This window comes from Leptospira broomii serovar Hurstbridge str. 5399 (assembly GCF_000243715.2).
Lineage (GTDB): Bacteria > Spirochaetota > Leptospiria > Leptospirales > Leptospiraceae > Leptospira_B > Leptospira_B broomii.
Genome location: NZ_AHMO02000008.1, coordinates 594,148 through 607,724 on the forward strand (window position 1 = coordinate 594,148; position 13,577 = coordinate 607,724).

At 44.0% G+C, this 13,577-nt stretch carries 12 protein-coding genes; 6 read left to right on the forward strand and 6 right to left on the reverse strand.

Going from position 1 to position 13,577, the window contains the following annotated elements; all coding sequences use genetic code 11:
* Positions 1 to 17: 17 nt before the first annotated feature.
* The 3 genes from LEP1GSC050_RS08120 to ilvB form a co-directional block, all read right to left on the reverse strand.
* The gene (locus tag LEP1GSC050_RS08120; protein WP_010570742.1) at positions 18 to 623 is read right to left on the reverse strand and encodes an anthranilate synthase component II; all 606 of its coding nucleotides are present in this window, start codon (positions 621 to 623) and stop codon (positions 18 to 20) included.
* Positions 620 to 2,056 carry an anthranilate synthase component I family protein gene (locus tag LEP1GSC050_RS08125; RefSeq protein WP_010570743.1) on the reverse strand — a complete coding sequence of 479 codons (1,437 nt, stop codon included), beginning with the start codon at positions 2,054 to 2,056 and terminating at the stop codon, positions 620 to 622. Before LEP1GSC050_RS08125 ends, LEP1GSC050_RS08120 begins: the two co-directional genes overlap by 4 nt.
* A gap of 168 nt (positions 2,057 to 2,224) precedes the next feature.
* Positions 2,225 to 3,958, reverse strand: a complete 1,734-nt coding sequence (gene ilvB / locus LEP1GSC050_RS08130; RefSeq protein WP_051184928.1) for a biosynthetic-type acetolactate synthase large subunit — start codon at positions 3,956 to 3,958, stop codon at positions 2,225 to 2,227.
* A 341-nt stretch (positions 3,959 to 4,299) separates the two neighbouring features.
* On the opposite strand from ilvB, the gene LEP1GSC050_RS08140 reads away from it, so the two are divergent.
* Together LEP1GSC050_RS08140 and tpx are read left to right on the forward strand one after the other, a co-directional pair.
* The gene (locus LEP1GSC050_RS08140) at positions 4,300 to 4,668 is read left to right on the forward strand and encodes a DUF2065 family protein (RefSeq protein ID WP_010570746.1); all 369 of its coding nucleotides are present in this window, start codon (positions 4,300 to 4,302) and stop codon (positions 4,666 to 4,668) included.
* Between the two features lie 60 nt (positions 4,669 to 4,728).
* On the forward strand, positions 4,729 to 5,244 hold the full coding sequence (tpx, locus tag LEP1GSC050_RS08145) for a thiol peroxidase (RefSeq protein WP_010570747.1): 516 nt from the start codon (positions 4,729 to 4,731) through the stop codon (positions 5,242 to 5,244).
* Positions 5,245 to 5,332: 88 nt separating this feature from the next.
* Here tpx and LEP1GSC050_RS08150 read toward each other — a convergent pair whose 3' ends face one another.
* Positions 5,333 to 6,823, reverse strand: coding sequence for an aldehyde dehydrogenase family protein (locus LEP1GSC050_RS08150; RefSeq protein WP_020987685.1), 1,491 nt, complete (start codon positions 6,821 to 6,823; stop codon positions 5,333 to 5,335).
* A gap of 415 nt (positions 6,824 to 7,238) precedes the next feature.
* Here LEP1GSC050_RS08150 and LEP1GSC050_RS08160 point away from each other — a divergent pair, with 415 nt between their 5' ends.
* The 4 genes from LEP1GSC050_RS08160 (at position 7,239) to LEP1GSC050_RS08175 (ending at position 12,098) form a co-directional block, all read left to right on the forward strand.
* Positions 7,239 to 8,762: an HDOD domain-containing protein gene (locus LEP1GSC050_RS08160; protein WP_010570749.1), complete on the forward strand. Its 1,524-nt coding sequence runs from the start codon at positions 7,239 to 7,241 to the stop codon at positions 8,760 to 8,762.
* 203 nt (positions 8,763 to 8,965) lie between these two features.
* Positions 8,966 to 10,267: an LruC domain-containing protein gene (locus tag LEP1GSC050_RS08165; protein ID WP_010570750.1), complete on the forward strand. Its 1,302-nt coding sequence runs from the start codon at positions 8,966 to 8,968 to the stop codon at positions 10,265 to 10,267.
* A gap of 110 nt (positions 10,268 to 10,377) precedes the next feature.
* Complete coding sequence (locus tag LEP1GSC050_RS08170; RefSeq protein ID WP_010570751.1) at positions 10,378 to 11,427, forward strand: sensor histidine kinase; 1,050 nt, start codon at positions 10,378 to 10,380, stop codon at positions 11,425 to 11,427.
* Positions 11,424 to 12,098 carry a response regulator gene (locus LEP1GSC050_RS08175; protein WP_010414356.1) on the forward strand — a complete coding sequence of 225 codons (675 nt, stop codon included), beginning with the start codon at positions 11,424 to 11,426 and terminating at the stop codon, positions 12,096 to 12,098. The genes LEP1GSC050_RS08170 and LEP1GSC050_RS08175 overlap by 4 nt, the downstream gene beginning before the upstream one ends.
* On the opposite strand, the gene LEP1GSC050_RS08180 is transcribed toward LEP1GSC050_RS08175, so the two are convergent.
* Both LEP1GSC050_RS08180 and LEP1GSC050_RS08185 read right to left on the reverse strand, forming a co-directional pair.
* The gene (locus LEP1GSC050_RS08180) at positions 12,095 to 12,733 is read right to left on the reverse strand and encodes a DUF1554 domain-containing protein (RefSeq protein WP_010570752.1); all 639 of its coding nucleotides are present in this window, start codon (positions 12,731 to 12,733) and stop codon (positions 12,095 to 12,097) included. The two genes, LEP1GSC050_RS08175 and LEP1GSC050_RS08180, sit on opposite strands and share 4 nt — an antisense overlap.
* A 10-nt stretch (positions 12,734 to 12,743) precedes the next feature.
* Positions 12,744 to 13,574, reverse strand: a complete 831-nt coding sequence (locus LEP1GSC050_RS08185) for a fibronectin type III domain-containing protein (RefSeq protein ID WP_010570753.1) — start codon at positions 13,572 to 13,574, stop codon at positions 12,744 to 12,746.
* Positions 13,575 to 13,577: the final 3 nt, after the last annotated feature.

The following is a 13,577-nucleotide window of genomic DNA, read 5'->3' on the forward strand; positions in this document are numbered from 1 at the left end:
ATCCGACTTAAATTCTCTTACCTGCTTTGTTCCTGAAATAGAAAATTCGAAAGCATTCTTCTCCCCCCTTCGGTAGCAAAAGATTCCGGATGGAATTGAATCCCCTCTAAAGGTCTGTGCTTATGCCGAATCCCCATCAACTCTTTTCCGCAAAACGCGGTGAGTATCCATTGATCGGATAACCCGCGCGGATCTACGACCAAGGAATGATAGCGCATAACGTTTAAATCCTTCGGTAAATCGGCAAATACCCCTTTTCCATCGTGTGTAATTTCGGATACTTTGCCGTGCATCGGAACGGAAGCCGGTACGACAGAAGCTCCGGAGACGAACGCCATTCCTTGCATTCCTAAACAAACACCGAGGACAGGAATTTGCTCTTCAAGTTTTAGCAGAATCTCCGCGGAGACACCGAAATATTTCGGGTCTTTCGGAGTCCCCGGTCCGGGTGATAATACGATACGATCGTATTTCATCTCCTCGATTTTTGAAAACTCGATCTCATCATGACGAAATACGTCAAGTCTAAATCGAGAACCGAGCTCATCTTCCAAAAGCTCCCCCAAATACTGGAACAAATTGTATGCAAAAGAATCGTAATGATCCACCAATAGAACTTTCATTTTGATACCTCGTCGATGGCTCCCAATACTGCGCCCATCTTATTTTGAATTTCCTGATACTCCGAATCGGGAACTGAGTCGTAGACAACGCCGCCCGATGCGCGAATAAATCCCTCCTCTCCACTTCTAAAGAAACTCCGAATCGGAATGCAAAAGGAACAGTTTCCGTCAAAACCGAAACGACCGATCGCTCCACCATACGGTCCCCTAGGGTCGTTTTCGATTCTTTCTATAATTCGCATCGATTCCATTTTCGGAGCTCCGCTTAAAGTTCCGGTGGGGAAAGACGAAGCCAACCCGGAGAACATATCCTTTCCGGATCTAAGAATCCCCGAAATCTCGGTGGAAAGATGTTGAACGTGACTGAATTTTTTTAACGCAAACGAATCCCTAACTTTCACGGTGCCGAATTTTGCGACTCTCCCCAGATCGTTTCGATGTAAATCCACTAACATATTGTGTTCCGCGATTTCTTTAGGATCGGAAAGAAGTTGAAATGCAAGATTTCGATCCTCTTCTTCATTCTCCCCTCTCCGAATCGTACCCGCTAACGGAAAGGACTCTAAGACTCCATCCTTCAATCTAAATAGTAATTCGGGACTTGCGCCTAAAAGTGTTTGATTATGAAACGCCATATAGAACATAAACGGCGAAGGATTGATTGCACGCAAGGCCTCGTACAACATCATATTCTCTCCTCGAACTTCGTATGATCGCCTAAAACCTATTTGACATTGGAACGTATTTCCTAAGCGAATTTCCTCCTTTGCCTGTTCCACCATCTTACGGTGATCCTCCTTAGTCCTAGACTGTCCCAAATACTTTAAAGAAATAGAATTTGATTTAACGTTTCTTTTTTTGTAGATATCTTCAAAGAGTTTATAGCGATCGGTGCCGTAATGAAAGTATCTCGACTTCCCCGTCCTACGATCGATTAAAATCCCGTCTTCCATCCAAGCGAATTGAAACTTGGGAAATTGAGGGTGTTCCTTTAATCCCAACCCCGGTTCCATATCGTTTACCGCCTCATAAGAAAGAAATCCATAAAGACCTCCTCCCCCGGATTCCGTATTTTCCAGGAAAGATCTGTGAAATGTGCCCGTACTAAAATCACTTAAACCGGGATTTCTTCGAGGAGAGAAGATCTCCGATAACAAATCATAGGGATTTCCCTCACCCAAGAGAACTCCGTCAACATCCAAGCGATTTCCTTTTGCCGTAAACGTTCGTTTGGGAAATCCTGAAATGAACGTATATCTGGAATTATCCGACTCCGGTCCCAGACTCTCGAGGAGCGTTGCAACCGGAGACTCGGAAAGTAATGAACGGAAAAAAAAGTTCGTTTCCTCTTCTCTTAACGGAAACGGTTTCATAATCGGTCGTGGAGATAAGGATTCCACCTGGTTTCTTAAATCGCGTATTTCTAAGCGCATATATTCCTCCTGGAATTATTGCAACCGGCCCGAAAACGGACCGTTAAAGGTAAATAAAAGATCTGTTAATTGAAAATTATGCCCCGGAACGGGGCCAAGAAAGTAGACTAGATAGAATTATATCTAAGTCGGTTTTAGAGGAAAATATTAGGAAATGTTTAAATAGTTTCATTCTAATAACATCTCCAGGTTTCCCTTTCCCGCGGGAACCATCGGTAAAACATGCAACGTCGGATCCACGGGAATAACGGCAAAACCCGGACCCGGTTTAACCAGAAATTTCCGTAACTCTTCGAATGGATTCTCGGATTCGGCCAAATTCAAACTCGGAATATCGAATGCCTGCGCGATAGAAGCCAATTTAGACTCTCGCTCGTAAGAACTACCGTAAAACCTGCTCTCAAAGAAAAGCTCTTGCTGCTGACGAACCAATCCCAAATGCCGATTATCGAATATTAGAATTTTCACGTTCGATTGCAGATCGGCGAGAGTATCCAATTCTTGAATATTCATCAAAATGGAACCGTCTCCCGAAATGCAAAGGACGGTTTTCTTCGGCATTGCCAGCGAAATACCGATGGCGACCGGCAACCCGAAGCCCATCGTGCCGAGACCGCCCGAAGTAATCCAAGTCCGTCGATTTTGGAACGGATAATACTGAGCCACCCACATTTGATGTTGGCCCACGTCGCTCGTTAGTATCGTGTCCGGTCCCAGAGAATCTTTGCAAATCTTCAAAATGGCATCCGGTGAAAATCCGTTTCCGGCTCGAAGTCTCGGAAACGGAAACAACGTCTTCCAACTCGAAATAAGCGAATTCCACTCCTCCCTTTTTCTTGAAGGAATTCCGGCGGCGCTCTTCAGAAAATCATATAGGTCGGTTTGAAACGAAAGATCCGGTCGTCTCAGCTTTCCGATCTCTCTAGGATCGATATCAACATGAACGACTTTCGCATTCGGACAGAATGATTCCAATTTCCCGGTAGCTCTGTCGTCGAATCTCACGCCGAAGGCCAAAAGCAAATCAGATTCTTCTAATGAAACATTCGTAGACGGGGCGCCGTGCATTCCTAACATTCCTAACGACAAGCGATGGTTTTGAGGAAAGCAATCCAAGCCCATCAAAGTGGAAGTTACCGGAATATCTTGGGATTCCGCAAAATCCCGTAGAAGATATTCCGCGGCTGCAAGTTTTATCCCGCCTCCGATATACAAAACAGGTCGTTTACTATCCCGCAGAAGTTCGCAAAATCTTGTAAACTTTTCCTCAAAAAACGAGTCGACGAACGTTATATTTCCGGATGTTTCTAAAAGATCCCATTCTTCCAACGTTTTTTCCCAATCGCCGACGTACGGAGATAGTTGAACGTTTTTCGGAATATCTATCCACACAGGTCCCGGACGACCCTCTTCGGCAATTTGAAACGCTTCGCTTAACGCGGAGATTAATTCCGGAATCGACCGAACAATATAATTCCTTTTTGTAATAGGCTTCGATAGGCCGTACGTGTCTACTTCCTGAAACGCATCCGTACCGATCAAAGATGTAGGAACCTGTCCGGTAATCGCAACTAAAGGCACCGAATCGCATTTTGCGTCGGCGATTGCCGTTATAAGATTTGTCGCCCCTGGTCCGGAAGAAGCCAGGCAGACTGCCGCCCTTCCGCTAGCTCTAGCAATCCCCTGCGCAATGAACCCGGCGCCTTGTTCATGGCGGGCTAAGATATGACGAATTCCGCTTCCGTGCAAAGAATCGTACAACGGTAGGTTTGCTCCTCCAGGAATTCCTACGACCGTTCCGATTCCTTTATGTAAGAGAAAACGAACGACAATCTCGGCTCCATTTTTAGGAGTATTCGTATTTTGTGATATATCCGGTTCCAATAAGATCTTGGTTTTCATTTTTTCCTCCATGTAAAATCGATAAAAAAAGCCCCCCTCGGCTTTAGCCGAGGGGGGCTTTTCGAAGATTACTGTCTGCGAATGATCCCTACGGCGTAAAGCCAGGCCCAGGTAGCGTTACCACTACCGGCATCCATAAGACCACCCAAAGGGTTGTAATACTAGACTGTTGTTTTACGGAATTCATTCTAAACTTAATAGCGGCCAAACGGCCTTCGCCCATTCGAATAATTATATTTTAAAAATGCAAGATTTTTTTATCTTATCCAAAACTTATGCAAAAATCCGATTTTTATTTCCAACACAAGAAATCTGTGCACAATTCTGGAGCGAGGATAATTATGATCGGTGCAGCTAAAAGCGTTCAGTATTTTGGAATATATCTTGTTTTTGAAGGAATTCTTTTATTAGCGATTCCTGATTTCTTTTTAAATCTATTTCTCCTTCAGGCAACCGATGTGTGGGTCCGAATTACCGGCCTTTGTCTAATGATCCTCGGTTATTTTTACTTCAATATGGGAAGTCAAAACGTCAGGCAATTTTTGGTTCTTTCCACCCATACTAGAACGTTCCAATTCGTAATTTTAGGAATCTTCGTCATATTGAAGTGGATCGGTCCTACCATTCTTATAGCCGGCGGGGTTGAATTTCTTGCAGGCATTTGGACCTTCTTCGAATTGCGTCGTGAGGCGGACGGGATTCGAAAATAGACTCGCACAATTTCCTAACTCCATACTCTATGATAAGTCTAATTTGCTAAGGAAAAATTCATGGCAAGCGTCACATTAAAAGGAAGTCCGGTTCAATTGGAAGGAAAGTTATTACAAGTCGGAGACAAAGCTCCCGACTTTGCTGGAACGGCAAAAGATCTAAGCTCGAAAAGTTTAAAAGACTTCGCAGACAAGGTAAAAATCCTAGTCGGTGTTCCCAGTCTTGATACGTCTGTTTGCGCTTTGGAAACGAAGAAGTTTCACGAACGAGCAGCTAAGTTGGACGGCATCGTTACGATCGTGATATCCGGAGACCTGCCGTTCGCAATGAACCGATTTTGCACAACCGAAGGAATCGATTCGCCGAACTTAGTCACTCTCTCTCAATTTAGGGATTTTTCATTCTCGAAAGCTTTCGGGACGCATATCGCCGATGGCGGACTAAAAGGCTTATCCGCGAGAGCGGTGTTCGTTCTGGATAAAAACAATACCGTAAAATATGCGGAGCTAGTTCCGGAAATTGCAAGCGAACCTAACTACGAAGCTGCAGTAGCGGAAGCGAAGAAGCTTATTTAGAGAATCCTATTTTTAGGATTAACCCGCAAATAAAGACCCTTTCTCGGAAACTCCGAGAAAGGGTCAGAAATATCGGATTTCGATTTTATTAAACGAAAAACTTCTTCGTAAATTGGATCATCTTATCCACGAAACCGGTATAAGGAGGATATAGCATATCGATGGAAGCAATAGTCGCCTGCCTAAACACCGACTTCTCATGGGAGAAGGTTTTAAAGCCCCACCAACCGTGATAGCTTCCGTGTCCGGAATGGTTTATCCCGCCGAAAGGCAAATGAGGATTTACCAAATGCACGATTACCTCGTTGACCGAGGCTCCACCTGAAGAGGTCTCTCTCAATACTTTCGAGATTGATCTATTATTTTTTCCGAATACGTACAAAGCGAGCGGTTTCGGTCTCGAAACTACTTTCTCGATCGCCTCGTCCAAAGTCTTATAGGTGAGAATAGGCATAACCGGTCCGAAAATTTCGTCTTCCATGATATGGGAATTTTCCGGTACGTTAGTAAGCAGCGTCGGAGCGATGTAATTCTGGGCCGAATCGGTATCGCCTCCCATCGCTATTTTTGCTCCCTTTTCGACCGCTTCATGAATATAGCCCGAAACCCTTTGAAAATTCCGTTGGTTGACTAGGCGGCAAAAATCGGTATTTTGTTTAATGGATTCCTCCGATTTACCGTAGAAATTAGCTACCGCCTCTTTCGCGTATTTTACGAACTCATCCGTTTTTCCTTCCGGAAGTAGGAGATAATCCGGGGCAACGCAAGTTTGGCCCGCGTTCATGATTTTCCCCCACATGAGTTTTTTAGCCGCTTTCTTTAAATCCGCATCCGGTACGATAATGGCTGGAGACTTTCCTCCCAATTCCAGAGTCACGGTAGAAAGATTTTTCGCTGCAGCGGCCATGACTATTTTTCCCACATGCGTACTGCCGGTGAAGAAAATATGGTCGAAAGGAAGATCCATTAAAGCCGTTGATACGGTATGGTCTCCTTCGAAAACTGCGACCTCTTCTTCAGGGAATGTTTCCTTTATGAGTTTTACTAAAAGCTTGGACATTTCCGGCGTAAACTCGGAGGGCTTGATGATAGCCGTATTTCCGGCCGCAATCGCGGCAACCAAAGGACCTATCGTTAAGTAGAAAGGATAGTTCCAAGGCGAAATAATCAAAGTAACGCCTTTCGGTTCATAAACGACTTTGCTGGAGGAGCCGAATAAAGACATAGGAGTCTTTACCCGGACAGGTCGCATCCAGCTTCTTACGTGGCGAATGGCATCGTTTAATTCTCCGATTGAAGGCATGATTTCAGTAAGATCGGTCTCGTGATGAGCCTTCCGAAAATCCTTTTGAAGAGCTTGTTTAATCTCCGGAGTCAGTCTTTCGACTGCTGCCTTGAGTTTTTTTAAACGCTGAATCCTGTCTTTCGCCTTCGTAAGCTTTAAGACCGTGTGAAATTGCCGTTTTTGTAGCTTAAAAATTCTCTCCATCTCCTTTGGATTGGCTGGAGGGAATACGACCATGCTGGCTGGAGGGGAGGAAGCTGTCGTTGTCGGATTTGGGGTTGCTGTAGTTGGCATGAAAAGCGCTCCTTATTCAGGTGGTTCTACCCTTTTAGTCGGGGTTTCGAGTCGGGAACCAAGGTAATATAAAACCAAATTTGAGGAGAAGAAGCAACCTTTTTATTGAATGATCATTCCGTAACAATAGCAGAATTTTTCCCCTAAAAAAGGGGGGTTTTTCCGTTTTTAACGAACTGTTATACGACCAAACTAATCGGAAAAACGTCCTAAAAAATACCGCTAAAAGTCTATTTTTTATTTCTAAAGTGACTAACTTCCTTTTTTGCGCGAAGCACAAATAATTTGTCTCTTATCCTGTGGAATCTAGCTATTTTCTCCGTATAATTCGCTTAGCAACGGATTATTTTTAACATAAATCGAACTTGCAAAATCTTGACAAAGAACGGCGACGTTTCCCAGAGTTGAATACAATATGAGCCAAGGAAAAACCCTTGAACTGTTTCACCATAAAGATTATGGAGTCTTCAGCAATCTGAAGGACTTGAATCATCCTATTCAAGAGAATCTACCGTTCCATTTCAAATTTCATAATTTAACTGAAAATGTGGATAACGTTCTGGCAAGAGTTCTAGATCGATATCTTTTGCATTTGGATATTATTTTCGTGCGGGATTCTGTTCTTGCAGCTCTGAAAGAAACGATCACGAATACCATTAAGGCGAACGTTAAACGAATTTATTTCAGGGAATTACAGGCGGACATTCAGAACCCTGTGGTGTATAGAAGTAAAATTATAGGTTTTAAAAAATCGTATCTCGATAATAAGGAAAAATACGAGGACCTACTATTCAAAAATAATTATGTGGTTCTCGTATCGTTTATACACAGCAAAGATGCAATACGTATTCGCGTAATGAATAACGTTAAATTAAGTCCTGAAGAGGTTGATCGAATCAACCAGAGGATCGAAAAGGCCAAAACCTATAACGACTTGGCCGAAGCCTTCATGGAAAAAGGCGACGAGACCGAAGGCGCGGGACTCGGCTTAATTATGACCTTAATGATGTTGAAAAACGACGGCCTTGGCGCAAGTTCCTACAGAGTGGAAAGTCAGGGAAATAACACATCGGTCATTATCGATATTCCGATTAGAATCCAGCGCGAGAATATCCAACTTCAAAAAGCGGATGAGATCATCAAGCAGGTCGACGAGTTACCTACTTTTCCGAAAGCGATCCAGGACATTCAGACTACCATCGATAAACCGAATTCAAGCATCGGCCAGATCGCAGAGATGATCAAACGCGACGTGGCTTTATCTGCGAATATCCTTAAATTGGCCAACTCCGCAGCCTTCCGTCGGGGAGGAAAAGTGGAATCCCTGGATCGTGCAATCCAATTGATCGGACTCAAAGAACTTCAAGTCCTTCTTTACTCTCTGGGAACCAAACAGATTTTGGAGGAAAAATTTCCTGCCTTCCTTGCGATTTGGGAAAAATCGAATCAATGTGCATATTACTGCAAACTGATCGCATTAAGAATGGCCATGCAAAAGGAAACTGTGAGTAATTTAATGTCGGTCGCATTATTACACGATATAGGCGAAATTATACTGCTTTCTCTTGAATCTAGTAAGATGAATAAAATCCAAAACTATTCGGCCTCGAAAGAAATCGCATCCGCCATAACTTTAGAAGAAGCGGCCTTTGGAATTACGCACACGAAGATCGGCGCCCTGATTGCGGAAAAATGGAATTTCCCCGAGCTTTATTCTCGGGGAATGGAATACCACCATCGCCCTCTTTTGGCCGAAGAGCATTACAAAGAAATTATTTTCCCCATCTACTTGGCGGACACGATGATAAAAATTAACAATGAAGAGGCCAAATATTCCGAGATTCCGGAGGAAGTCCTGAAATATTGTAAGTTTTTTACTTCAGGTGATTTCCATTCCTTTAGGACCAAAGCTTTGGAAAGTTTCGAGGCTACATTATAAGTAACTTATTAATATTTATAGAATTCATTCTAGTACATAAAATATTTCCATCTGGATGCCAATATGTCGGCGTTTAAGGTGGAATTTCTAACGTACGGTTGAAAATCGTCTTTACCTAAGGATGCGGTAAATTAGACCTTTGGGCATATTGCCATAAAGAAACAGCGAAACGATAATGAGGTCGTCTCTGGGAAGTTTCTTATATGGCCGATACTACAAAAAAAATATCAAAAATCTGGTTCGCACTTGGGCTTTGTTTTTTAACCTCCTGTTCGTCGCAGCAAAATCCTGATTATGCATGGCTCCTTAGCCTTGCGCAGGGAGCGACTCCCGTGGCAGCCCCGACAGGAAGTTCTGACTTTGGCGTGCAAGTTCAGGACGCTTCAACCCCCGTTGATTTTGCATTTGATACGACTCGAACGCTGACTGTAAACGTGCAGGTAGTCGATCCTGTGGCCCCGGTGAACGGAAGCTTAGTACAATTGACGGTTGCTTCCGCTACCCCTGGTACTCCGAGTAGTAAATCGATTTTTACGGCGTATACGAATGCAAACGGCCAAGTAACTGGAAGCTTTACCGTAGATAGCGATACGAATACCGTCCATCTTCAAGTACAAGCGTACGGAAAAATCTACGACATCGATATCAATATTTCTAATGTGACGGTGATCAGCCGTAGAATTTCCATCTCGTTCACCGCAAAAGAAACTCTTCTGCTGGATTCGGATGGGGACACAGTTCCGGATATAAACGACGCATATCCATTCGATCCGACTCGGGCCTTCATCGTACGGATCCCGGTATCAGGTTACTACACGATTGCTTTCGAAGATTTGTTTCCTAATGAGGGGGACGCAGACTTTAACGATTATGCGGTTCGTACTTATTTCGAAGAGGATCTAAATGCAACCGGTGGAGTGGCTCGAGTTCGAGGTTATTTCACTCACGTAGCCAAAGGAGCCGCTTATAATCATACGCTTCACTTTAGTTTACCGACCGCAGCCGCCGTAGGTTCCTACACTCTGAACCGCATAGGGTATGATGGAACGACAGTAGAGCAAGCATTGAGCGGAACCGGACCTGCTATCTCAGGGTTGGAAATACTCGGTAACAGTTCTACGACTATCCAATCCTGGAATTCTAGAAAGACTGACACGTTTCATGTCGGGAAATCGGCTCATTTGGAAGTCATCCTTTCCTCGCCGATATCTACGACAAACTTAGGTCCTCCTCCTTTCGATACGTATCTACACGTAATCAATACGAATAAGGACATTCATGCAGCCGGTAAATTCTTCGATGCGAAAGGCGTCGATTTATATAGGGATTCGACGGGATTCCCTTGGTATTTATTGATTCCAGGTAATTTTCTATGGCCCTACGAAGGAGAGAATATACGAATCCCTTATTCTCAGTTCAAACCTTGGTATGAATCGCTAGGAACTACGGACGTAGATTGGTATCGAAATCCTGACAATACGAAAGTTTTCCAATCCACACCATAAACTGACTCCTGAAAGAGTATTAAGCATCCTTCGACCCTTCCCCCATTCGGCCGGGGGAGGGGGAATTTTTTTCCTTTCCCGGTTAACGGAGTAGCTTTAACGTGATCTATGTGGCAACGGGAATCCTAAAACCGAAGGACCTAAAGCGTCTTTCTATCGATCCGGCGACGGAGAAGGCTTTAGTATACTTTCTTTCCCTCGTCGAGGAAATCTCTCCTATCGTCGCCCTGGATAAGTTTAACACGATTCATTTTGCGAACGCCTCTTTTCAAAAAGAATTCCGTGCCCGATCTAGTATGATCGGCGCCAGCCTTTTCTCTATTCTGAAATTAGATTCAAAAGAAGAAGCCAACCTTAGGGAAAATCTGAATAAGTCCCGTCATATAAAATTGCAAAACCAGGAGTTTAAGAAAGGAAATAAATTTTACGGTTATACCGCATTCCCTTTCGGAAACAGCACCGGGATGATCCTGAAGGACATTAGCCAAAATAAAAAACTGCAAAAGAAAATCGCAAACTTACATACCAAGGTTTTGGCATCTCAAGAAGAAGAAAGGTCCCGTCTCGCGCGGGAACTCCACGACGGAGTAGGTCAGCTTATCCTAGCGGCGAAATTGCATTTTCAAGCCTATCAAAAGTCCGCAGTAGATCATGCGGACTCTTTCAAGTCCGGTCTTGGTCTGATCGATCGGGCGAGTCAGGAGCTAAGGGAAATCTATACGAACTTACAGCCTTCTTCTTTAAAGGAACTGGGATTGGAGTCCGCGCTTAACGCGCTTGCTTCGGGAATCTTTCCGCTTCAAAAAATAAAGGTAAAGACTGAATTCAAGGTTCCGGAAAAGATTCCCCAAGTCGTGCAAAACCAAGTCTTCAGAATTCTTCAGGAAATCTGTGCGAATATTCTTAAGCACGCGCAGGCAAATAGGGTGGAGATTAGAATCGCATCCGAAAAAGGCACCTTGATCGTTTTCGCAAAAGATAACGGAAAAGGATTTCGAGAAAAGGAAGCTAGAATTAAACCGACCGGATTTGGCCTGGAAAATATCCGGCGTAGAGTCGAGGACATGAACGGAACTCTATTCTTAGAATCGGAGCTCGGAAAAGGTACTACCTATGTGCTACGAATTCCGCTGAAACAACGTTCGAAGGAGAAGATATGAACGCCCAACCATCAACTTGTAAACTCTATCTCGTAGACGACCACGCGATCCTAAGGGAGGGACTCAGGTTGATTATTTCCGGACAGGCCGATCTACAAATCATCGGCGAGAACGGAAACGCCGAACAAGCCTTAGACGAGATTGGAAAACTAGAACCGGATATCGTCATAACCGACATCTCTATGCCAGGCGTAAGCGGCATAGATTTAGTAAAAGGGATCAAACGTTATTATCCTAAGATTCAAGTCATCATACTCTCTAGACACGATAACGAAGAGTATATTCAAAAATTGGTCGATTTAGGAATTAACGGATACGTATTGAAAGATGACGCCGGAGAAGATTTGTTAAGAGCAATCGACGCCGTGCGCCGTAAAGAAACCTATCTTAGTCCTCGCATAGCAACTAGGGTCATTTCAGGACTTAATAAGAAAAAAACGGGAGAGCAGTCCGAAGAAGGACCTTCCGTATTTTCGGTCCTATCCGATCGGGAGCGCCAAATTCTAAAATTGATATCGGAAGGGAATTCCAACGAAAAAATCGGTAAACTGCTGCACATCTCGCCTGCTACTGTCAAAGTTCATAGGGCGAATATTATGAAGAAGTTGGATCTGCATAAGGTCGCAGATTTGGTCGTTTATGCGATTCGAGCCGGAATCGTGGAAAGTTAAAGGCGCACGCAGAGTAAATGATTCAAAGTATCGCAGGTATCGGCTAACAAATTATTAAACGAAGTCATATCGGTGGCTCCGGAAACTCCGTATTCACCAGTATTTCCGACGGTATTATCCGCCCAATTTAAACAGGTAGTGCCCGTCGTCCAGGTGCCGGATATTCCGGTCCAAATATGAATGGCAGAACCCGGAATCGCTTGATTCAAAGGCAAACTAGGAAGAGCCCCGGCGGTTGTGGAAAATACTAACGTAGGATTGGAATAATTCTTATAATAGGCGGTTGAGGCATGCAAGGGCCAACCGGCTCCGCCTGCCGTCCTTCCCGTACCGACTATAAGAGCTTGGTACTCCGTGTTAGTTCCCGGTAAGCTTGCACCGTCGGTTGCCTTCGCAGCGGAGCAAATCGTATCGGCCCCGCTCACCCCGCCCAAGTTTCCTGTATTCGTCCCCGAAGTCACAAAAATATATTTAAACGAAGTCGGCGAATTGGCTCCCAAACCGGACTTCAATACGCTTAACAATAAATACTCATCTCCTTCCGGAAAGGGTTTGGAACAAAATACTAATTGAGAGCCCACGCTAAGCGTAGAAATGAAGAACAAAAATTTTATAATGCATTTGTTCCAACGCATGACTCCCTCCTTAGAACTTCCAAGTATAACTCATTTCCCAACGACTTGCAAATCCTTCTCTAAAGGACGAATTTATTGCCGAAGGTATATCGGGACGAATTTTAAGATCTAGAGTCTGATTCGCGGGCAGCCGATTTTCCCACCAAAGCGAAGCGACGATTCCTAAGATTGCGATTCCTCCCAAAGCGACTTGATTACGTTGATGCAATTCGTATTCCGATTTGTCTTTCGAACGAGCGTCCCATAGATACAAAGTCGAAAGAGGAGAAAGCTGCATTCCCAAAAGACCGATCACTTTAGGATCGTTCTTAGGATCGCTAGCCAGTCGATTTCCGGCTTCTCGCTCCGCATTTCCTAAAAATGCGACCGCGGCCAATCCGCTCCATACACCGATAGCCTTTAATTTTTCTCCGTTTTTATAAAAGCCCCATCCAGGCACGAATACTCTAGAACTCTTGGGTTTCGAAAGACCCTCCTTTTCCGCTAAGGCCACTTCCTTAGGCCTATCTTGTTCCACTTTAAAGCTAGTCCAAGGAGTAAAAGAAGAAGGCTTTCCAAAACGATTCAAAGCGGCGATCCGATACTCGTAAGTTCCCGATTCTAGTTTGAATTCGATTTCATTTTCTTGAACTTTCTTTTCCACGATTAAACTTTGCGGAGGAGCTGCGTTCCGGACTTCCACTAGGTATCCTCTGCTACCTTTCACTTCCTTCCATTCGATATAGTAAATGAAACTTCTGCCTTCGGAAAGAACGACGGAAAAGGAAGAAAAAAATATTATGATAAAGTAAAATACTTTCAAGCTTTCCTTATTCTTTCTTCTTTTAAATATTCTTTGCATGAA